Annotated in this window: 19 protein-coding genes, 1 tRNA gene and 1 pseudogene (1 of these 21 cut by a window edge); 5 read left to right on the top strand and 16 right to left on the bottom strand. The window is 43.8% G+C overall.

Features of this window, described 5'->3' with window-relative positions:
* Positions 1-151: 151 nt before the first annotated feature.
* Positions 152-415 (top strand): hypothetical protein, encoded by a 264-nt coding sequence (locus A2048_02340; protein OGP08895.1) that lies wholly within the window; start codon positions 152-154, stop codon positions 413-415.
* A 65-nt stretch (positions 416-480) separates the two neighbouring features.
* A complete protein-coding gene (locus A2048_02335; GenBank protein ID OGP08894.1) occupies positions 481-807 on the top strand; it encodes a hypothetical protein in 327 nt (108 codons plus the stop codon).
* Here the strand turns inward: A2048_02335 and A2048_02330 are convergent.
* On the bottom strand, positions 804-1,556 hold the full coding sequence (locus A2048_02330; GenBank protein OGP08893.1) for a hypothetical protein: 753 nt from the start codon (positions 1,554-1,556) through the stop codon (positions 804-806). The genes A2048_02335 and A2048_02330 overlap by 4 nt on opposite strands.
* Before the next feature lie 232 nt (positions 1,557-1,788).
* Between A2048_02330 and A2048_02325 the strand changes: the two genes are divergently transcribed.
* Positions 1,789-2,112, top strand: coding sequence for a hypothetical protein (locus A2048_02325; GenBank protein OGP08892.1), 324 nt, complete (start codon positions 1,789-1,791; stop codon positions 2,110-2,112).
* Positions 2,113-2,368: 256 nt separating this feature from the next.
* Positions 2,369-2,454, top strand: a tRNA-Leu gene (locus A2048_02320).
* A gap of 31 nt (positions 2,455-2,485) precedes the next feature.
* On the opposite strand, the gene A2048_02315 is transcribed toward A2048_02320, so the two are convergent.
* The 13 genes from A2048_02315 to A2048_02255 all read right to left on the bottom strand — a co-directional run bounded on the left by A2048_02315 (position 2,486) and on the right by A2048_02255 (position 19,379).
* On the bottom strand, positions 2,486-3,631 hold the full coding sequence (locus tag A2048_02315; protein OGP08891.1) for a hypothetical protein: 1,146 nt from the start codon (positions 3,629-3,631) through the stop codon (positions 2,486-2,488).
* Positions 3,628-4,842, bottom strand: a complete 1,215-nt coding sequence (locus A2048_02310; protein ID OGP08890.1) for a hypothetical protein — start codon at positions 4,840-4,842, stop codon at positions 3,628-3,630. Before A2048_02310 ends, A2048_02315 begins: the two co-directional genes overlap by 4 nt.
* An 8-nt stretch (positions 4,843-4,850) precedes the next feature.
* The gene (locus A2048_02305) at positions 4,851-6,530 is read right to left on the bottom strand and encodes a hypothetical protein (protein OGP08889.1); all 1,680 of its coding nucleotides are present in this window, start codon (positions 6,528-6,530) and stop codon (positions 4,851-4,853) included.
* Complete coding sequence (locus tag A2048_02300; protein OGP08888.1) at positions 6,527-6,871, bottom strand: hypothetical protein; 345 nt, start codon at positions 6,869-6,871, stop codon at positions 6,527-6,529. Before A2048_02300 ends, A2048_02305 begins: the two co-directional genes overlap by 4 nt.
* Positions 6,872-6,874: 3 nt before the next feature.
* Positions 6,875-8,278: a hypothetical protein gene (locus A2048_02295; GenBank protein OGP08887.1), complete on the bottom strand. Its 1,404-nt coding sequence runs from the start codon at positions 8,276-8,278 to the stop codon at positions 6,875-6,877.
* Positions 8,279-8,362: 84 nt separating this feature from the next.
* On the bottom strand, positions 8,363-9,757 hold the full coding sequence (locus tag A2048_02290) for a hypothetical protein (GenBank protein OGP08886.1): 1,395 nt from the start codon (positions 9,755-9,757) through the stop codon (positions 8,363-8,365).
* Between the two features lie 17 nt (positions 9,758-9,774).
* Positions 9,775-11,166, bottom strand: coding sequence for a Fis family transcriptional regulator (locus tag A2048_02285; protein ID OGP08885.1), 1,392 nt, complete (start codon positions 11,164-11,166; stop codon positions 9,775-9,777).
* A gap of 21 nt (positions 11,167-11,187) precedes the next feature.
* Positions 11,188-12,366 (bottom strand): hypothetical protein, encoded by a 1,179-nt coding sequence (locus A2048_02280; GenBank protein OGP08884.1) that lies wholly within the window; start codon positions 12,364-12,366, stop codon positions 11,188-11,190.
* Between the two features lie 322 nt (positions 12,367-12,688).
* Positions 12,689-13,156, bottom strand: coding sequence for a CarD family transcriptional regulator (locus A2048_02275; GenBank protein ID OGP08952.1), 468 nt, complete (start codon positions 13,154-13,156; stop codon positions 12,689-12,691).
* Between the two features lie 810 nt (positions 13,157-13,966).
* On the bottom strand, positions 13,967-14,233 hold the full coding sequence (locus tag A2048_02270; GenBank protein OGP08883.1) for a permease: 267 nt from the start codon (positions 14,231-14,233) through the stop codon (positions 13,967-13,969).
* A gap of 50 nt (positions 14,234-14,283) precedes the next feature.
* On the bottom strand, positions 14,284-17,853 hold the full coding sequence (locus A2048_02265; GenBank protein OGP08882.1) for a ribonucleoside-diphosphate reductase, adenosylcobalamin-dependent: 3,570 nt from the start codon (positions 17,851-17,853) through the stop codon (positions 14,284-14,286).
* A 389-nt stretch (positions 17,854-18,242) separates the two neighbouring features.
* Positions 18,243-18,476: a ferredoxin gene (locus tag A2048_02260; GenBank protein OGP08881.1), complete on the bottom strand. Its 234-nt coding sequence runs from the start codon at positions 18,474-18,476 to the stop codon at positions 18,243-18,245.
* A 123-nt stretch (positions 18,477-18,599) separates the two neighbouring features.
* Positions 18,600-19,379: a hypothetical protein gene (locus A2048_02255; protein OGP08880.1), complete on the bottom strand. Its 780-nt coding sequence runs from the start codon at positions 19,377-19,379 to the stop codon at positions 18,600-18,602.
* A 277-nt stretch (positions 19,380-19,656) separates the two neighbouring features.
* On the opposite strand from A2048_02255, the gene A2048_02250 reads away from it, so the two are divergent.
* Positions 19,657-20,427, top strand: a complete 771-nt coding sequence (locus tag A2048_02250; GenBank protein ID OGP08879.1) for a hypothetical protein — start codon at positions 19,657-19,659, stop codon at positions 20,425-20,427.
* Between the two features lie 2 nt (positions 20,428-20,429).
* Here A2048_02250 and A2048_02245 read toward each other — a convergent pair whose 3' ends face one another.
* Both A2048_02245 and A2048_02240 read right to left on the bottom strand, forming a co-directional pair.
* Positions 20,430-21,770: a hypothetical protein gene (locus A2048_02245; GenBank protein OGP08878.1), complete on the bottom strand. Its 1,341-nt coding sequence runs from the start codon at positions 21,768-21,770 to the stop codon at positions 20,430-20,432.
* A gap of 13 nt (positions 21,771-21,783) precedes the next feature.
* Positions 21,784-22,389: pseudogene (locus A2048_02240) on the bottom strand (hypothetical protein); it runs 1,350 nt beyond the window's last position.

Below are 22,389 nucleotides of genomic sequence, written 5' to 3'. Positions count from 1 at the left end.
CCTAAAAATTTAAAATCTCCCCAAAAAACCTTAACTAATAAGCTCTTCAATAAAAAGAACTATAAATAAGTTAATTATACCAATAACTTATAAAGACACACTCTCATTTCTTATGGCACCCTTTTTGCTCTACTAAATAGTGAGGTTCTTTATGGCTTATAAATTTGTTTGTTTAGAAAAAGACAAAAATAATAAATTTCGCATCGGAAGTAATTCTAACACTTTCCAGGATACAGCCTTCAAAAAAAGCTCGCGCTCCATGTTGCGTCGCTTTTTTACACGTAAAGAAGATATCATGGAACACGGTACATCTTCGGAAGTGTCATCTTATAAACAAATTGTAAAATCTTTGGGCCCGGATTCAAGCGACCTTTATCTTCAAACCCTTGATAAAGTCTATTCTTCCTTTAAATAAAGATTTTTCAAGAAGCAACAATTTCATTTTGTAAAAACAGGTCCGTGTGTCATTCTTTCCTTTAGGTGAATTCAAAAACACTTATCGCATTTGCTCTTAACCTATTTGTTTTTCCTGGAATGGGGCATTTTTATCTTCGTCGAAAAATAGCGGGAACCCTCATTAGTGTTGTCGTAGCCGGTATTCTTTTGGCCATGATTGTTGTTTTTGAAATGGATGCTTATCGTCAGGTGCAACAAATAACCAATTTGAAACATTATATATCCCATGCCCCTGAAATGGCGTCCCATCTTTGGGTCCAACGTCAAACCTTTTACAAAATCGGGTTTTCCCTTCTTGGTCTTGTATGGATTGGTTCGGCCGTGGATGTGTTCAGGATAAAAAAAATCTAACTCACCCTTCTTAACTGATTTAATACATTCATCAAATCATGGGGGAATTCCGTCACCCATGCCATTTTTTCCCCTGTCATCGGGTGGGGTAATTGTATGCGCCTTAAATGAAGAAAATGCCGCGGCATTCCCAAAAGATCCTGTTTCTTCTTCAATGAGTTTTGATAAAGCCCATCTCCCGCCAAGGGATGCCCCTGGCCCGCCAAATGCGCTCTAATCTGATGCCGTACCCCTGTTTTGATTTCAACAGAAACAAGGCTGTAATTATACCCTCTTTTGTCTTGATAAAGCCCAAGGCGCTCCACTTTTGTATACGCCTGCCTTCCTTTCAGTTCGAGGGTCTTTTGTTCTGTTTGGCACACCACCATCTTGTTATGACGTGATGGATGATGCGCAATGGAAAGATTTATCAAAAGGGGGGAAGTGATGGCTCCCAACACGAGAGCCCCATATTCTTTTGTTACTTGCAGCGTATTCCATATCTTGCGCAAAAAATCATAGGCCAATTGAGTTTTGCCCACCACCAAGATTCCGGAAGTATCATTATCCAGCCGATGAACAATCCCCGCTTCTTCAAAGGGAACAATTCTTTTCTGTTCTGGATAATGAGCACAAAGCCAATGCCGCACCGTTTTTTGATCATCCTCGCCCTTTCTTTGAGGAAAAACAGGCATTCCAGCTGCTTTATCAAGAAGTATCAGTTCTGTGTCTTCATAAATGACCGCTATGAGTTGGGCTGCTTGCGTCATAAGATTTGAATATTCTTACAATCTTTAAGGCTTTAAGACATCAGTTTTGTCATCAGTTTTGTCAACAAATTGACTTGAAAAGGGAAGAAAGTTTCCCTTCTTTTGGAAAGATGTTTCTACCCTCCACTCATAAAAATCATAAGTAACTGGAATTATTATATAAAAAGACGCCATTTTCCGCGCATAAAATGGCATGTGAATTGCTTCTCTTTATGGGTGTAAGGAGATGGATATGAGTCGATGGAGAGAAACATTATGCGGTTCAGTTCTGCTGCCAGCTTATGAAAAAGCCCAGTCGGTCTACCATCGTTTGGGGGAATCTTCTGAAATTCTCTCCTGTGGGGGACAATATCTCCCTCATTACAAAACCTATACTCCCACGCACAAAATCAACACAGCCTACGTTCATCTCCCCAAACAGGAATATGAGGTTGTCGTTTCTCGTACTGATGAAAACCTACGCCGTTACGGGGGAGAAATAGACCCCATGGTTCGTGAAATGGAAATGATGGACGAACTTGAAACCAAGTCCCAACCTAAAGTAAGTAATAAGTAAATTCTGTCTTTTTAATCTTTCCTGAAAACATTTTTTTGTGGATGAAACAATTTGCCTCATAAGAATCTTTTTCAAGCCCAAGAAACATTCCAACCGAACTTTTTATTGAAACCGGATTTCAAATTGTTTCATCCACAAAAAAATGTTTTCAGGAAAGCCCCCGTCAAAATGCCTCAAAAAATGCCTCAAAAAATCATTTGAACTGTCCTGAAAATAGAAGTAGGAAACTCCCCCTTCTCTTTGTTTTGGTTGCTTTGCCGGAGTGGTGGAATGGCAGACACGTCGGACTCAAAATCCGATGCACGCAAGTGTGTGTGGGTTCAACTCCCACCTCCGGCACAAAAATTTCCAAAGGAAATTTTTCCTCCATTTTCTATTTTCTATTTTCTATTTTTTCCCCCATTTCCAACAATTCTTTTTTGGCTTGTTCCCAGGCTTTTGTATTAAGCTCTTTTTTATTTTCTACTTTTCTAAATTCAACAATGGCCTCACTTTTCTTTCCCAAAGCTTTAAACACGATGCCCTTGTTGTAATAAAGTTTTACCAGCATATCAGGGTGAGATGTAAAAGAGATGCCTTCAGCAAGGGCGATTTCCTTGGCCGCTTCATTCCATTTTGATTCAACAATATAACCTGAGGCCAAGTAATAATGGGCTTCAAACAAGAGCTCACCAGAACAGGGATTTTTGAGGCGGGCCAAACACATTCCCAAGAATTTTGAAAAATCAGCGCGCGCCAGGGCATATTGTTTGGCTTTGGTTTCATATTCTGCCTTAAAATGCCTGAAAAAAACATTTTTAGGATAACGGGTCACCAAATCATTCATGATGGCCAGGCTTGAAGGGTAATCTTTTTTGGTTTTTCCAAACGCATAGGCCAAAATAAATTTGGCATCCACCCAATGAAGGTTTTTGTTTTCCGAAGCCATTTTTAACTGTTTTAATCCAACTGCTTCATTCCCCGTCATTCCCAATAAACCGGCCAGAAATTTAAATCCGGGGGGAATATTAGCCATATAAAAATTAAAAAGTCCCAAAGCCAGGTAAGCATCATATCGCTTAGGATCTAACGAAATAGCTTCTTCCAAATGCTTGCGACATTTTTTTAAAATGAGCCCCGCGCGTCCCTGTTTTTTAAGATCAACCCATTTTTTTGAAAGGTATAAATAACTGTTTCCAAGGGTGATCATTTTATCAATGTTTTTTGGATCCCTTTCCCACTGGATAAAAGCCATAAGATTGGCATTTTTGAGCATTTCTAAAATTTGACCATCTAATTTCTTTTCAAAACCTGCCGTTATTTTTTGTTTCCAGTCCATGGCCATGGCTTTTACAACCAAACCCCGGGGATCGGATGGATGGGAAGCTATATAGGAATCAGCCAGACTTATGGCTTCATCAAAACGGTCGCTATAGGTAAGTTCGGTCACTTCAAGCAAAGTGGGTTCAAGCATTTCTGCCTGGACCGAATGGGAAAATAAAAAAAGAACCAGCAAAATAATTTTTGAAAGAGACTTCATGAATACTCCTTAAGCATTTGTCGAATTTCAGAAACCAGATAAATGGACCCTGTCACCAAAACAGAGTCATCAAGTTTTAACCGACTTTTAAAATTTTCCCACGATGGCCTATTCAAATCCATGAAAAAAACAGGGATATCCAGTGCCATCGCCTCGATCTTTTGACGCAAATCGTCGGAGGACCATGCCCGATTTTCTTTCAAAAAGGGAATGTGCACCTCGGTAATAGAGGGAAGGAGTGCCTTTAACATGCTTTTAAAAGGTCTATCCGAAAGGGTTGTAAAAATGAGTTTATATTTTCGGGATTGGGTTTTTAAAAAATCAGCTAAAACCTGCACCCCCGCCGGGTTATGGGCACAATCCAGCAAAATGTAAGGCTTCTCGGAGATAATCTCCAGTCTTCCGGGCCACACAGTGGCCTTCATTCCAGTTTTTATATTTTCATCGGAAATGACCCAGCCCCTTTGACGTAATGACTGGCAAACCCCCATGGCCAAGGCGGCATTCTGTATTTGATGCCGTCCTTGTAGGGGCAATTCATGAATTGCCCTTACCCCAAGATCGGCCTGATGAAAAAAGGCCCTCACCTGCTCGCAATGAGTTTTGAGTTGAGCCAGTAAATGAGATTCCTTTATCCCCGTCCACACATCCATTCCCTTTTTGACAATCTGCATCTTCTCACCCAAAATTTTTTCCAGCGTATCTCCCAAAATGGCTTCATGGTCATAACTGACATTGGTGATAACCCCCACCAAGGGCTGGCACACATTGGTCGTATCCCAACGACCCCCCATCCCTGTTTCCAAAACAGCCACATCCACTTTTTGCTCTTTAAAGTGAAGAAAAGCCATGATCGTCACCCATTCAAAATAAGTCAAAAAACCCAACCCCAGTTTTTGTTTTATGAGTTTGTGATATCGAACAACATCAGGTTTTGGGATGAACTCATTATTAATTTGAATGCGTTCACGAAAGTCAACGAGATGGGGTGAAAGAGTCCATCCCACTTTAAAACCGCTGTTTTGAAGGATTGAAGAAATCATGGCGCAGGTTGATCCCTTGCCATTGGTTCCAGCCACATGGATGGCAGGATAACCAAGATGGGGGTTGCCCAATTTTTCAAGCGCCGTACAAACATGATCCAGGTTTTGGCGAATCCCCAAATTTTTAAGGTTACAAATTTCAGATAAAATACTTTGATAAGACTGCATAGCTTGACTTATTGCAACCGGACAAAAGCGGCAGTGACATCATCGTGGGGAGCCATGGGCCCTCTAAAGGAAGTCAGATCTTCTTGGAGCGCGGCTATCATGGATGCCAACGATTTGGATGCATGATTTTCCAGTAATTGGGTCCATCCCATCCGACCCAATCGACTCCCTTTCTGTCCCATCATTTCAAGAATCCCATCCGTAAAAAAAACAAGAGTGTCCCCGGAAGAAAGCTTAAACGGAAGCATTTTGTATTTTTCATTCTGGATTGTCCCCAAGACGGATTGTGAAGCCAGATTGGGGAAAACAGAGACAGACTTCCCCTCCCTTAATAAAAAGGGATACGGATGTCCTGCATTGGCAATAAAGACTTCATCCCGATTTTGTGAAAATTTTGCGAGAACGATTGAAATAAATTGATCATGCCGCACAAGATCGTCAAATAGGCTTTTATTCAAAAGCTCTAGCACAACACCCGGGTCTGCATTGTTTGTGAGATGGGCCTTCAGATTGCTGCGCAAGTTGGCCATGGTAAGGGCTGCCGCCACATCGTGCCCGGAAACGTCGGCCACCACGACATAGAGCGAACCATCCTCTGCCGGTAAAAAATCATAATAATCCCCTCCCACCGATTGGGCCATATCGCACCATCCGGCCAGCTCAAACCCGGAAACCTGGGGAGGTTTGGAGGGAAGATAGCTTTGTTGAATTTTTCGGGCAATTTCAAGTTCACGGTTAAGTACTTCCGCCTTTTTGGCCTTGGAATGAAACTGGCAAATATGAAGATAGGCCGTGGCCTGATTAGCAATGGTCGTCAGTAGGCGTAAATCCTTTTTGGTAAAGGGTTTGCCGTTGATACGATCGGTCATGTTGATAACACCCAGGGTTTCCTGCCTGATCATGGGAAAGCACACAAGGGGTGCCGAAATAAAAGAACGGCTCTTGTATTTTTTCTTTTTTCGCCATCCCGACTGGTTTTTTTCCATGTCTTCAATCAAACAGGGCTTGGCATGTTGAAACACATACCCCGAAATACCTTCCCCGGGGCGAATAAGGGTCAGTTCCTTGACATTCTTCTTTAAACCACGGCTGGCAACAACTTTTAATTTTTTAAGTTCAGGATCGTATCGAAGAATGGAGGCTTTTTCCACACCGAAAACCCCCACCATTTTTTCCAGGATAATATCGTAGGCATGTTCCGGATTGGGACTCTGCAAAATGGCATCGCTTATTTCATAAAGCAAATCAACATCCCCCGAACCGGCATTTACAAAAGATCGTTTCAGGATAAGTTTATTTTTTTTAGAGCCCCGCTGATAAGAAACAGTATCCATGAGCTGGCGCATCATGAACACCCCTCGCCCACTTTCAGCATAAGTCCTAAATTTTGGAAGGGGAACACGGGTCAGGTTAAAGCCGGGGCCATGGTCTTCAATGGTCATCTCAACCCCCTGGGCATCAACACACAAGGTGCATTCTATCTTGCCGTGTTTTTCAAGCTCATGGGCATGCCGAATGGCATTGGCGACCCCTTCTGTAAAAGCAGTCAGCAAATCCTGAATGAATTGTTTGGAAAAATAACGCTTGTTTTGTTTGGTAATGACTTTTTTAAGGATTTTTTCAAACGAGGATAGAATGGCCCCTTCGTTTGAAAAAGAAAAAGACCATCTTAGGTTTGAATTTTTCATGAAGATTGGTATGAGGAAATACCTTGCTCATTGGCAGCAAAAATCTGGAAGACCTTGTCTAACCGGGTCATCTGAAAAATAGCCATCACTTCATCGTTAAGACCCGCAAGCCTGATATCTCCACCATCCTTACGCACCTGCCTGGCCAGCCCAATAAACACACCCAAACAAGCGCTATCCACAAAGGAGACTTTGCGTAAATCGACAAGAATTTGCATGTTGGAAGAAAGAGCTATTTGCTTTTGAAGTTCATCCTTAAGCTTGGATTGCTTGGATATTTCCAGATTTCCTTCCAAAACCAAAACCAAAACCCCATCTTTTTCCGCGGCGGCTGTAATCATACATTAAATTTCCTTGGCCAGTTTTCCCAATTGAATAAGCCCGTACTTTTTTACTTTTCGATAAAGAGTGGCCTGCCCTATCTGAAGCTTTTTGGCCGCAACCCCGATATTGCCCTGAAATTTGATAAGCGCCCCTTCAATGGCTTTGCGTTCCAGATCATCTAAAGGAATAATTTTTGAATCATCCAAACTCATGCCCGACCTGGCAACCTCCTTAAAACTGATGGCACGACTCACGCGCTGGATTTGTTTGGATAAAAATTTAAGTTTAACCTGGCTGTCGTTATGCAACACAACCACACGTTCGATTGTGTTTTCTAATTCGCGCACATTGCCCGGCCAGTCATAATTGATAAGGGCTTCCATGCAGTCATCCGCAAAATCAAGAAAAATACGGTTATTTTTAGCCGAATAAAGTTCCAAAAAGTGATGGGCTAAAAGGGGAATATCTGCACGCCGGTCGCGAAGCGAAGGAATGTTAATATTCACCACATTCAAACGATAGAAAAGATCTTCACGAAAGAGACCTTTTTCGATGGATTCGTGCAGATTGCGGTTGGTGGCCGCCACAATGCGTACATCCACATCAATTTTTTCAGTGCCCCCAATACGCATGAAGCTGCGTTCCTGGAGTACGCGCAATAATTTCACCTGAAGCAGGGGATCCATTTCGCTAATTTCATCCAAAAAAAGCGTTCCCCGATGCGCCGCCTCAAAACTACCCTGATATCTTTTATGGGCCCCCGTAAAAGCTCCCCGCTCATGGCCAAACAATTCATTTTCCAGAAGGTCACGCGGAATGGCTCCGCAATTGAGGTCAATAAAACGAAAAGAGGCGCGGTCAGAGCGCCGGTGAATGGCCTTGGCCACAAGTTCTTTGCCTGTACCGGACTCTCCTGTGATGAGAACCGTGGCATTCGACTTGGCCACGGCCTGGATCATCCTGAAATTTTCAATCATTCTTTCACTGCGACCGATCATTCCTTCAAAAGAAGTGGCAATCCCTAATCTATCTTCCAACAAAAAAACTTTTTTGGTGAGGTTGTAATAACGAAGAGCATGCTGGACCAGATTTTTAAACGATTTATCAAGCGGGTAAGAAATATATTCAGCCACCCCTTTTTTAATAAGACTGACAGCAGGGCCGGCCTGGTCGTTGTCAGAAACAACAAAAATGGGAAGGCTGTCATTTTCCTGCTTGATGGCTTCCACCAAGGGAAAAACCGCATCGAGTTCATTTTTGGGAAAGCTTAATACAACCAGATCCCCTTGAGCCTGGGAAATTTGAGGAACCAATTCATGGGGCAAAACATTCTGGGTTTTTAAACCTTCTTTGGCCAGAACAGAGGGAATATCCTCAAGGGCTTTTGTATAAGTACCGCAGAGAAGGACAAGTTCTTTAGTCATAGGCATGAAAACTCTTATGGACCATATCCAAAAAAAAGAGTCAAACTAGAAATAATTGAAAAAAATTTTAAACAAGTTTACCGGTTAAGATTTTGTTTTGATATATTTTTTGAATATTTTTTTGAAATTACTGCGATCCATGCCGGCTTTCAGGGCAGCTTGAGTCATGTTCCCCTGACAGCGGTCGACTAGGTCTGTAATGTAACCACTGTTGAATTGGTCAACAGCCCTTTTTTTGGCTTCTTTATAGGCCAGAAAACTCAAATTTTCATTGGGGACAGGAGGCGTATAAAAAGACCGGGACAGAATGGATGGAGTTAAATTTTTAGCACGAATGGTATCTTCTTCACTTAAAACAACAGCCCGCTCGATGGTATTTTCAAGTTCTCGAATATTGCCAGGCCATGGATAGACCTTTAAAGCTTCCAAAGCATCCACAGAAAGTTTATGAACCGGCTTGTTTAGCTTGGAGGCTATTTTGTGAAGAAAATGATTCGCCAGTAAAATAATATCTTCCCCACGTTCACGCAAGGGTGGCAATGTTACCGCAATAACATTAAGCCGATAAAAAAGATCTTCCCTAAAAAGACCTTTGGCCACCATGTCTGTTAAATCGGAGTTTGTGGCTGCCACAATGCGCACATCCACTTTTTTTGAAACAGTATCCCCGACACGTCTTACTTCCCCTTCCTGCAAAACACGCAACAATTTGACTTGGGTCGTCAGGGTCATTTCCCCAATTTCATCCAAAAAAACAATTCCACCATTAGCCACTTCAAATAAACCTTCTTTGTCATCACCTGCGTCTGTAAAAGAACCGCGCACATATCCAAAAAGTTCACTTTCAAGAAGCGTTTCTGGCATGGCCGCACAATGAATAGCAACAAAAGGCTTATCTTTACGGTGGCTCAACTGATGAAGAGCCTTGGCCACCAGCTCTTTGCCTGTGCCTGACTCTCCCAAAATTAAAACGGTGGTATCACTTTGGACTACATTGGTTACCATATCGAGCACGGCTTTTAGTTTTTGGCTTTGCCCAACAATGCCTGAAAATAAAAACTCCGTGCCCTGCGTATTCCCAGAAGTCATCTTATTCACCAGATGATATTTATCGAGAGCCTGTCGCATGCAAAAAACAACAGCCTCATTTTCTGAAAATGGTTTCATCAAATAGTCAAAAGCATGCATCTTCATGGCTTTGATAGCCGTTTCCACACTGGCCTGCGCGGTCATTAAAATGACTTCAGGCTTCATCGCCTGTGTTTGAAGCCATTCAAGAATTTGAAGGGATGAAAAATCGGGAAGATTCAGTTCGGCAACAACAACTTTAATTTGTTCTTTTTCAAGGATATCCAAAGCAGCTTGGGCCCTGGTGCATGTCTTAAAAGACCATCCTTGCTGGGAAGCCTTTTGAGTAAGGGAGAAAAGAACATCACCGTCTGGATCGACAAACAAAAAATCACAACCTGACTGGCTCATGAAAAACTACTTTCATTCTAACTTGTGTATCTTTCAAGTTGTTTCTTCTTTATTTTTTCAACCAGAGTTGTTCGATTCAGCTTAAGAAGCGTGGCCGCCCTGTTTTTATTCCATCCGGTTTTTTCCAGGGCTTTTAAAATGAGGGTGTTTTCAAAATCATTCACCGCATTTTTAAGATTGATGCCTGCCTCAGGGATATGAAGGGCCGAATTTTTGAACAATGAATCGGATACATTCAAAAATTTATCCGGCAAATCTGAAACCTGTATTTCCTGCCCGGGACGCAATACCACCAGGCGTTCCATGGTGTTTTCAAGTTCGCGTACATTGCCTGGCCATTTGTAGTTCATTAAAAGACTCATGAGCTCCTGGGAAATTTTGGGTTCCTTCACCCCGTTACTCTGTGAGTAGCTTTTTAGAAAATGTTCTACCAAAATGGGAATATCACACACGCGTTGACGCAAGGGCGGTATGTTGATGGGAATCACATTCAGTCGGTAATAGAGATCTTCCCTAAACTCCCCCTTGTTCACAAGATCTTCAAGATTACGGTTTGTTGCCGCAATTACACGCACATCCGTTTCAACTGTTTTGGTGGACCCAACAGGCTCAAATTTTCTTTCTTGAAGAACACGCAAGAGCTTGACCTGAAGCTTTAAACTCATGTCTCCGATTTCGTCCAAGAAAATAGTTCCCCCATTGGCCATTTCAAACCGTCCCATTTTAGTGTGAGTGGCCCCTGTAAATGAACCTTTCACATGTCCAAATAATTCTGATTCAAGAAGGTTTTCAGGAATGGCTCCGCAGTTAACAGTAACCAAGGGTTTGCCCGACCGGGCACTATTATAATGAATGGCGCGGGCAATGAGTTCTTTCCCGGTTCCTGATTCACCCAGAATAAGAACTGTCGAATCCGTTTCAGCCACTTTTTCCACCAGTTTAAAGACTTCTTCCAGTTCTTCACTGGCTCCAATGATATTGTCCATGCCGTAACGGGTTTTAACCTGCTTGCGCAATAATCTGTTTTCGTAACTGAGACTAGAATTTTCAAGCGCCTTTAAAATGGTGTGTTTCACATCCTCTAACTCAAAGGGTTTCGTAATGTAATGAAAGGCACCCACCTTCATGGCTTGCACAGCATTGTTAATGGAACCATGCCCCGTCATCACAATAAAACTAAGGTCCGGGCTTATCTTTTTGGCTTCTTTGATAAGCTCAATACCATCCATCGATGGCATTTTCAGATCAGTTAATATGAGATCGAAGTGCTTGTCCTTGCACATTTCAATGGCCTGGGGGCCATCTGGAGCGCTTTCAACATCAAATCCTTCCTGGGTTAAATACTTAACCAATGCTTTGACAATCACTTCTTCGTCATCAACAACAAGAATACGGCCTTTCATAGTCATAAATTTCCCCTTTTCATTTTTTTAACCATTCCCCGACACTGGAAAAGAAAAAGTAAACGTTGTTCCCACCCCTAATTTGCTAAAAACATCGATATGTCCTTTGTGTTCTTGAATAATGCCATAGGTGATGGACAAGCCCAGGCCCGTCCCTTCCCCTTGTTTTTTGGTGGTAAAGTAAGGATCAAAAATTTTATCTGAAATGGCGGAAGGAATTCCCTCCCCTGTATCATTCACATCGCACAAAACTTTTGTCTTGGATGCATTCATGTAGGTTTTAATGGTGAGTACGCCCCCTTTTTTCATGGCGTAATAAGCATTGGTGATCAAATTGAGGAAAACCTGTTGTAATTTGTGTGAGCTTCCTTCCACGGGTAAAAGATGGGGATCAAATTTGAGGTTGATTTCGACACCGATATTTTTGGCCTGAATTTTAATTAAGGGGACCATCTTTTCAATGATGTCATTTAAAATAATGGGGCCAAATTTTTCATCGCGATGTTGACGGGAAAAATCAAGCAAATCTTGGACGATGCGTTTGCAGCGAAGTGCCGCTTCTTCTATTTCTTTCAGATCGTTTTGAGATGGATGATCTTTGGCTATTTCCCGCATCACCAATTGCACGAAAGCCAGAATTCCACCCAAAGGATTATTGATCTCATGAGCCACCCCCCCAGCCAAAGTGCCAATGGCGGCCATTTTTTCAATTTGTAAAAGCTCGCGATGCAACTTTTTTTCCTGGGTTACATCCCGATAGTAAAGCACCACCTGATCCGGCGCCAACTCAGAACGAATATGATAGGAGTGCACCTGATAATGCCTCCCCCCATTTAAAAAAGGGTCAAGAGAAAAAGTTTGATTGCTTTTTGATTTAATCGTTTCTTTTAAAGGACAACCCCGGCAAGGTTTCTTAAAACCAGCCAATGTTTCGTAGCAGGTTGTTCCAATCATTTTACGAACATCAATGTTTCCTGCATTGGCAGCGGCTTTATTGGCACGTAGAATTTTATATTCTGGAGAAACAATCATCACCGGATCTGCAATGGCATCAAAGGTCGACTCCCACATGTACTTCCCACGACCAATGGTTTCTACCAGTTGCTCCAAATCACGAATTTTTTTCTCTTGTTCTTTAAGCTCACGAACAAAGAAATCCATTCCTTCAGCTTTTTGACTCTTTTCAGAAGGCGTAAAAGCTTCCATAGGCATTGCGCTTACCACCATATGGGTAATTCTCCTTAAAACTTAAGTATCTTGATCTCCAACAAAACGGCAGGTAGGGAGTAAGTGTAAAGGGGTTTCAAAAAATTGTCACTCTTTTTTTTTGGCACTAACACCTTATGTTATTGGAATAACTTATCTTTTTTTGAAATCATTTTTTTGACACCCCCTTAGTTCAAGCGATCCAAATCAAAAAAAGTGACAAAGTTTAAACACTTACGTGTCAAATTAACACACACTGGGCAATAAAAAACCCCTCTCAAGGGAGGGGGTTTTTTAATCTGATTTTTTACAATTGGTTTAATTATTCATCAGCAAAAATGTCTTCCAGCTTTTCTTCAATTTCATCCTCATCGCAATCTTCGGCAAAAGCGAGTTCTTTGACCAAAAGATTCTTTGCTGTGTCCAACATTTTGCGTTCACCAAAAGACAATTCCTTTTCGCTCTTAAGCAGGGACAAATCACGATACACCTCGGCAATTTCATAGACCGAACCGGTTTTGATTTTGTCCATGTATTCACGGTAGCGACGGTTCCAGGTTTGATTATCAATGGCAACATCGCGTTCTTTTAAAATAGCGTATACAGCCTTTACTTCTGATTCAGAAATAATTTCTCGCAAACCCACAGCATTCACATTGGTGGTAGGCACCATGATTTTCATGCCGCTATCGAGAATTTGAAGAACATAAAATATTTGTTTGGAACCGGAAATTTCACGAGATTCAATACCGGTCACCTCACCCACGCCATGAGCGGGATAGACGGCCATATCACCCACCTTAAAAGGCAGGCTCGGAACTTTTGAAGATTTGTTGGAAGAAGCACTTACGTAACGTTGAGTGGTCATGGGATTAAAACCTCCATTTTGGTTGTTTCACCTGACAAAGAAGGCGTTCTTGTATCACATTTAACACGTATCGGTCAACGCGAAACTAACGCTTCGTGTCATTAAATTGAACACTTATACTTAAAATGTCAGGACTGAACCCTTTTTTATATTATATAGACTGAAATACCCCCGGAAAGACTCCCTTTTTAAACCTTACGTTTTGATTATCGGCAAAGTCTAAAAAGAGTTGCGAGATTTTTAACTTTTTAACTCTGACCTTTGGACACATCTATCAAAGTCATCCCCGCCAAGCCTGCCCTCGAATGGTTTTATCGAGGGCCAATCCTCGGTATTCCGAGGATTTCTGAGGGCGGGGGCCCAATAACGGATTCCCACTAACAGAACTCCGCGTTGCGGAGTCACGTGGCGGGAATGACGATTTTATTTTTTTATTTTAATTAAAACAACGGGAAACCATTGAAAATAAAGACCAAGCCAATTGTGTCCAAAGGTCAGTTTTAACTTTCTTGCTTCAAAAAATAAACAATGATACAAATGCCAACACTTTTTAACTTTTTTGGAGGAATTTATGGGAAAAGGCGACAAAAGATCAAAACGCGGAAAGATTTTTAAAGGCTCTCACGGCAAAAAAAGGCCTAAAAGCAAAAAGAAAAGTTCTTCTACGACTGCTACTACAAAGAAGTAAAAAACCCACATCGCTTTCTTTATTGTTCAAGTAAAAAAAGAACCCTAGTTTTTTATTCTGAAGACTTTACGAAACCACCAGCCGATCCCGGCAATCAAATAAGCAGGATGTGAAAAAAATGCGGGGGGTTTGCCTTCAAAGGCATGGCCTACAAATTGAAAAATCCATCCGACACTAAACAAGCCTAACGCCCATCGCCAATCCCAAAAGAAAAGGGGCAAAGAAAGAAGCACTGCGGGAATCCCCACCATGTGCAGAGCGCGATTCACCGGATTTTGGTGGATTTGATTATAATCCTCGACGAAGTTCATATCAAAGACGTAACTCCCCCCAACCCCCTCTTAACCTAAGAGGGGGCGAATCAGGAACATCCCGTTGTGGCTCCGCAGCTGTTGCATTTAAGGCAACTGCCGTTCCTCACCAGCGTCAGCTGTCCGCATTCGGGGCAGGGGTCGCCTTCGTAACCTTTGAGGCGGGCTTCCTGGAGTTTTGTCGCAGTGACATCGAAGTCTTTGAGCGCGGCGCGCATGGTGAGGGGTACTCCCTGCATCCCTCCGTTACCCCCATTGCCCGCATGTATGGGCGCAGCAAGCGGCGCCCCTACCTCCATCTGCCCGCCATCGGCGGTGGCCGCCGGGATCTTTCGGACGGAGACAACTTCCTCGCTGTCAAAATCCTTTTCCTGCCTCTTTACCGCATCGTTACGCAAGTCTTCGGGATTGACGTGCACCAAATCATAGCGGCCCAAATAGCTCATGGCCAGCTCACGGAAAATGTAATCAATGACAGAGGTCGACATCTTGATATTGTCGTGGCCCTTCACGATGCCGTTGGGCTCAAAACGGGTGAAAGTGAAAGCTTCCACAAATTCTTCCAAGGGAACCCCGTATTGAAGACCAATGGAAATGGCGATGGCAAAACAGTTCATCAAGCTTCGGAAAGCAGCCCCTTCTTTATGCATATCAAGGAAAATTTCACCAAGCGAACCATCGGCAAATTCGCCCGTGCGAAGATAAACCTTATGCCCTCCCACTTCCGCTTTTTGGGTAAATCCATTACGACGCCCAGGGAGTGTGCGCCGTTTGGACAGATAGCGGTAAACCACCTTTTCGACAATCTGAAGAGGGGTGGGACGTTCCCCAATTTTTTCTTCCGTGATCTGGATATCGTCCAACAAATCCTTGGCTACAGAATTCAAAGGTTGTGATAGTTTGGAACCGTCACGATACAATGCATTGGCCTTCAGCATCATGCGCCACGACTTGGTGTAAGCTTCCTGGACGTCTTGGATGGTGGCCTCATTGGGCATGTTGATGGTTTTGGAAATGGCCCCCGAAATAAAGGGCTGGGCCGCCGCCATCATCTCAATGTGTCCATTGGTATGAATGTAGCGCTTCCCATATTTGCCGCACTTGCTGGCGCAGTCAAACACGGCCAGATGTTCTTCCTTCAGGAAGGGAGCCCCTTCCAAAGTCATCGTGCCACAGCAATAATCATTGGCCTTGGCAATTTCTTCATCGGTGAAACCAATTTCCTTCAAAAGATTAAAGGAGAACGCATTTGATTTTTCATCGGCGATGCCAAGCACATCATGAATAAAGTCTTCTCCCAAAGTCCATTTATTAAACACAAAGGTAATGTCAAAAGCCTGCAAGAGCTGGCCTTCGATTTTTTCCAAAACATCTTCGGTAAACCCCTTGGACTTGAGGCTTTCGTGATTAATGACAGGAGCTCCTTTAAGAGTGCCTGTCCCACGGCAATAACGGATAATCTCCAAAATCTGGTCTTCATTGTATCCCAATCTTTTAAGAGCCGGCGGAACACTTTGATTGATAATTTTAAAATACCCTCCCCCTGCCAATTTTTTGAATTTGACCAGGGCAAAATCAGGTTCGATGCCGGTGGTATCGCAATCCATCACCAACCCGATCGTCCCTGTAGGAGCAATAACGGTGGACTGCGCATTGCGGTACCCATGACGTTCCCCCAAATTGAGGGCACGATCCCAAGCTTCACGGGCCGAACGCAACAAATCAGCCGGGCATTCACGATGGTCAATCCCCATGGGGCTGATGGTCAGGTCTTCATATTCACTTTCGCTGACATTGTAAGCCGCACGCCGGTGGTTGCGTATCACACGCAGCATGGCATTTTTATTTTCTTCAAAACGAGGGAAAGCCCCCAACTCTTTGGCCATCTCAGCCGAAGTCGCATAGGATTCCCCGCACAAAATAGCCGTCAGGGCTCCTGAAATGGCCCGGCCTTTTTTACTGTCATAGGGGATCCCTTGAACCATTAAAAGCGCTCCCAGGTTGGCATAGCCCAAACCAAGAGTGCGGTACTCGTGTGTTTTGATGGCAATTTCCTTGCTTGGAAACTGGGCCATGAGCACCGATATTTCCAAAATGACCGTCCACAAACGAGTCGCATGACGGTAGGCTTCGATATTGAATTGTTCCTTTTCCAAATCGTAAAACTTGATCAGGTTTAAGGAAGCCAAATTGCAAGCCGTATCATCTAAGAACATGTATTCCGAACACGGGTTGCTGGCGTTGATGCGCCCGCCCTGGGGGCAGGTATGCCATTGGTTTACCGTGGTGTCATATTGAACCCCGGGGTCAGCACAAGCCCAAGCCGCATAAGAAATTTGATCCCACAAATCCCGGGCCTTCATGGTTTTGGAAATTTTTTTATCGGAACGGTTGACCAAGTTCCATTCCTCGTCTTCAATGACGGCTTTCATGAAATCGTTGGAAAGCCTGACCGAATTGTTGGAATTTTGTCCGGAAACGGTTTGATAAGCCTCGGAAGTCCATTCGGTATTGTATTCACGGAATTCAATATGGTTGTAACCCTGCCGTGCATACTGAATAACTCGATAAACATAATTGAGCGGAATTTCATTGGTACGCGCCTGGAAAATGGCCTTGTTCAACTCGGGATTCTTTTTGGGTTCAAACCGGTCCTCGCCCAATTCCTTGTTTTGGCAAGCGGTCATGATGGCCGACAAACACCGGTGGGAAATACGCGATCCCGCCACCAAGGCCGCCACTTTTTGTTCTTCAATAACCTTCCAATTAACAAACTCTTCAATATCCGGATGATCCACATCAAGCACGACCATCTTGGCCGCACGGCGTGTGGTTCCCCCTGACTTGATGGCCCCGGCAGCGCGATCTCCAATTTGCAAAAAGCTCATCAAACCGGACGAACGCCCGCCCCCGGAAAGTCTTTCTCCCTTGCCGCGAATGGCACTAAAGTTTGACCCCGTACCCGAACCATATTTAAAAAGGCGGGCCTCCTTGGTCCATAAATCCATGATACCCCCTTCGTTGACCAAATCATCACGGACTGACTGGATAAAACACGCATGCACTTGCCCGCGTTCATACGCACTGGTTGATTTTTCCAAAGCCCCTGTCTTTGGATTAACAAAATAATGCCCCTGGCTGCCACCATCCAACCCATAGGCATAATGGAGCCCCGTATTAAACCACTGAGGGCTGTTGGGTGCGGCCATTTGATTGGCAAGCATGTAGGAAACTTCATCGTAAAAGACATCTGCGTCTTCGGGCGTATCAAAGTAACCGTATTTTTCAGCCCAAAAAGTCCAACAACCCGCCATGCGATGAAAAACCTGGCGAGCATCATGTTCCGAGCCCAATTTAGCTTCTTTGGATGGCTTTGCAGCCGGCTGACGGTGATAGCTAATAGAAGCCCCTTCTTGATCCAAGGGCACTCCTGTTTTACGAAAATATTTTTGCGCCAAAACATCAGTGGCCACCTGCGACCAGCTTTCGGGGATGATGACATTATCCATATGAAAGGCAATGGATCCATCAGGGTTTCTAATTTCAGAATGACGAGGAACAAAACGAATATCTTGATAAGGTGACTGACCTTTTTTGGTGAGAACGCGTTTGATTTTCATGAAAACCCCCTAAACTTAAATTGTTGACCCTTCGACAATGCTTCGACTGGCTCAGCACGTCGGCTCAGGGTGTCCTTCATAATATGGACATGGTGAGCCCCGTCGAACCATAAAAAAGCCAAAAACTACCCCTTAAGCGTAAAAAAATCGCTCTTTTTAAAAAAACCTAAGGTGCTGTGGATTCCCCCCTCAATTTGAGGAAACTACTACATCTTGTGGTGAGGTTGGATTCAACCACAAGGCTTAGTGGGTATCAAGGAGGTTTTTAGAAGAAATGATAAATAACTGATTTTGATATAAAAAAAAATTTGAAAAAAAAAGAACAACCCCTTTCAAAAAAGGGGTGTTTAAAAATTTTAAACTTAAATCAAGTGGTTAAACGAGATTTTTTATTCGGCATCGCTCCCGATGGCTTCTACAGGGCATTCTTCCAAGGCCTGTTGGCACAATTTACGTTCCTCATCGTTTTCCGGCTGCTTATAAACATAGGAATAACCTTCATCGGGGTTCTGTTTAAAATTGGCAGGAGCCGTTGTACGACATAAATCGCAGTCGATACATTGCGCATCGACATACCAGCTTCCCGGGGCATTATCTTTTACTTTGTCTTCTTTGGTGGCCATGAATTCCTCCAAGTGTGGGTGCTCTTTTCGCGGATTTAACCCTTCATTGTCAAGGGATTTGTCCCGCGAACCTTGTGTTCGCCCGTGATTTGTTCCTATTGACGGGCGCAGCAAGCGGCGCCCCTACAAGTCCCCCTCTTTTTCTTGTGCTTTGATTCTTTCCACAATGCCCTGACAAAGCTCAATCATTGCCTCCAGTCTTGAATCCGTCATTGAGTCAAAAAAATTAGCTAGAGAGTCCCCTAAAAAGGGGACATCAACAGGCCTATCTTCAGAACGGGCTGCTTGGACTCTCCTTAAAAATTCCACCATGGCTCGGGCCACTTCCAGTGTGAGTCCCTTAGGGAGACGATCCGATTGTAACACTGCATCGGAAATCAGAAAGCAATCTAGAACGGTCAAAGGTTCCTCATCCACTTGAGCCCATTCCGCAACCATATCAGCTGGAGTCGCCACATCGACTTGTCGAGCCGCCAGCATGTCAGATGCCACAGGAACATCGGCAGAAGCGGCTTTTTCATCGAGCGGGACCGCTGCTGTAAGGCGTTTCATGATTTGCTCAAAGAGGGATCTCGTTTTTCCATCTCCTGGGCGAAGAATAGGGATTCCCTCCGGCGTAACCCGCTTCCAGCCTGCCTCTGTTGCTGCCATCTCAGCAAGTTCGTCTGATGAAAACACTTCTTCCATTGGCCGCGCTACAACATGAGCGGTGTAAGTCCGCAACATGGCCTCCACATCTTCCGTAGTGTATTCTGGCTTACTTGCATGAACCCTTGGGCTTTGAATAACATCCTCCAAAATAAGATCGGCAGAACCCATGAAGAGATCGTCTCCGTTCCCTAAAAGTGGATTTTCAACTGGGTTATAATGACTGGCATCGTAGGTTATCTGAACTGGATCCATTGTCTTCTTGGGGCCATGAATAGAGTGCGGCAGGCCTAAGGGTCGGTGATCATGGGATACAGGTGGGCTCGCAACAGGGCGGTTAAAAAGGGAATGACCTCCAAGGAGATTAATTCCTCTATTCGTCCCAAGACGCACCAAAGATGATGGTGAAAATGCCATAAAAATCCTCTCTTAAAAAGTGTGGGAGGGTTATCGATTTCTTAAAAATAAAGTTGCTCACATTTTCATCACATTTTCATTGGCTTTGCCCCTTTTACTGCTTTAGGGTGCCCCTATGCAACCCACCGTCATCATCACCGGCGCTTCAACGGGACTCGGGCGCGAAATGGCTTTTGTGTATGCTCAAAAAGGGTATTCGCTGGGACTGACGGCGCGACGGTTGGAGTTGCTTGAAAGTTTAAAGAAGGAAATCGAAATCCAATTCCCGGGGACAAAAATTTTTATTGCTGCTTGTGACGTTCAAAACCTTCCTCAAGTCGCTCCAGTGATTCAAGGCCTATTCCACGAATTGGAACAAGTCGACATCTTCATCGCCAACGCAGGCATTGGGGCTTCGACTCCGGCGTGGGAGGATCACACGGAAAAAACGCTCAGCATCTTGGCCACCAATGTCATGGGATGCGTGGCGAGCTTGGAGGCGGCCAAGAACATCATGCTCAAACAGGGTTGCGGGCATTTGGTGGGAGTGTCGAGTGTGGCTTCGTTTCGCGGGCTGCCGGCCTCCAGCGCTTACTCTTCGAGCAAAGCAGCGCTCACGACTTATTTGGAATCCATTCGCTGCGATTTAAAACACCATGGCATCCATGTCACCAGCATTCATCCGGGTTATGTGCACACGCCCATGACAGCCAAGAACAAACACATGCCTTTAGTGATTGGCGCCCGCGATGCGGCAGAGCGGATGGTGCGCGCAATTGAAAAGAAAAAGGCCAGGTTTGTGTTTCCCTGGCCTTTACAGATTTTAACGAAGGTGATTCAGATCTTGCCGGACTGGCTCTACGATTTTCTCATCTCGCTTAAGTACCGAAACGGCGTTTTCCGGTAAAATTAAGGAGCCGGAGGCGGCGCAGCCCCATCTTCATCATCCAAATTAAACAAAATCATCAAATAGGCAATCGCTTTGTCCGAGATTTCAACCTGGAGTTTTGTTTCACGGTTTTCACCATCCCAGAAAGCCCCGCTTAATTCGGCAAATTTGTATCCCAGTACATTCTCGGGTCTCACCGTATCGTCTTTACGAAAACCACGCAGAGCCAACTCAATAGCCACATCCTGGGCATCCGCTGTAAAATATTTTTTTACACTTACGTCGCCCTTGGCATATTTGGTAATTAATTCGTCCAGTTTGGCCACATCCACATCTTCTGCTTTTTTAAGCCAATTGGTTTTGGCCATGACATGGATGGTGGACCCACAGTCGCGAATAATGGATTGAGCCCGGGATAAAGTATTAACCGAATTAGCCCTTCCCAGACGGACATTTTCAATATTTTCTACATTTTCTGGAGAGAGGGTAACCACAATAAAATGGCTCGCTACATAAACAGTCTGGACAATTTCCTCATCCTGCACGATTAGCTTTTGGTACTGCCCTCCTTCCAAAACGTCCGCGTTTAATACAAGCAAAGGATCGTCTTCTTGCCCTTCAACTACCAAATTTTGACCAGCGGCAAATACAACAGACTCATCCCTGATTTGAGGGAAATAAAAAATCATGGCATCCAACTGTTTCATCCAATTATCACCCTCATCTTCATTTTCTGGCGCTTCTTTGGTTGAATAAACAGCCATGTGCATGCCTTGTTTCTCCATGAAGCCAAAGGCCGCCATACCTTTTCCTAAACCATCAATAAAACTGTTGATCTTTTCTTTAAATTCCCCGGTTGGAGCTACATCCCAAAGAACATCCTGACTATCGTATCTGGCAAATCCATAAACTTTAGCTGTATCAGGAATCCACGAGGCCATTTCGGTACGGGCGGTAATAATTTCTTCTGAACATTCATTGGCAGGAGGTGAATTGTTATCACCACCACCCTCTGGATTGCATGTGTTTCCTCCTATATTTTGAGTAATGGTATCTGTACGCACACATTGCTTGGATTCACGTTCCCAAAACTCACCGTCTTTACAATCAATCCTTAAACTGCCACCGCTACAAGCTGGCAGAAAAGACGCGATAAGAAGGCCCAATTGAACCATTAAAAATTTTGTAAAAAGTTTTTTCATCATAAAAGCTCCTTTTCGTACATTCTTAATATAAGCAAGAAAGGTGCCTGACAGAGAATAATTAAAGATTAATAATTTCAATGGGTTGTATTTATACCCTTTGTGGAATAAGAAAAATTCCCCAATTTCCCCTTCGAGATGGGGGGGTAAAATCCCCAATTATTTTAAGAATTTAAAGAGAGGAAGGGGCTTGATTTTCTACCCAACGATTGTGGGTTTTGATAAGTCCGATCAAATGATCGACGGCATCTTCTTCGGGGATATTGCGTTCCACACATTCCTTGCCGACATACAAACTTATTTTTTTGGGGCCAGTGCCCACATAACCAAAATCAGCATCGGCCATTTCACCCGGGCCATTGACAATGCAACCCATGACGGCGATTTTCACACCTTTGAGGTGGCCCGTCACTTCACGAATTTTTTGCGTGGTGGTCTGAAGATCAAAGAGTGTGCGCCCACACGAGGGACAGGAAATGTATTCCGTTTTGAAAATACGCAGACGACAACCTTGCAAAATATTGTAGGCCAGTTTGAGATTATCCAAAAAGGGAACACCTTGGATCTGCAAACTATCGCCTAAGCCCTCCACAAGCAAAGTTCCCAGATGAACCGAAGTGGATAAGAGAAGATCCTCAGTCCCTGCAGGTTGATATCGAAGGTGAAGTGGAAAATTTTTATTGTGCGTTTTAAGATATTCGGCCAGTTTGCGGTTTATATAAACGGTATCCGCAGGATTTTTAGCAGTAAGCGAGAAAAAAACTTTTTCCACTTTTGC

The sequence above is a fragment of the Deltaproteobacteria bacterium GWA2_45_12 genome, from assembly GCA_001797365.1.
In the GTDB taxonomy this organism is placed as follows: domain Bacteria; phylum UBA10199; class UBA10199; order UBA10199; family UBA10199; genus UBA10199.
This window is presented reverse-complemented; position numbering and strand designations above follow the sequence as displayed.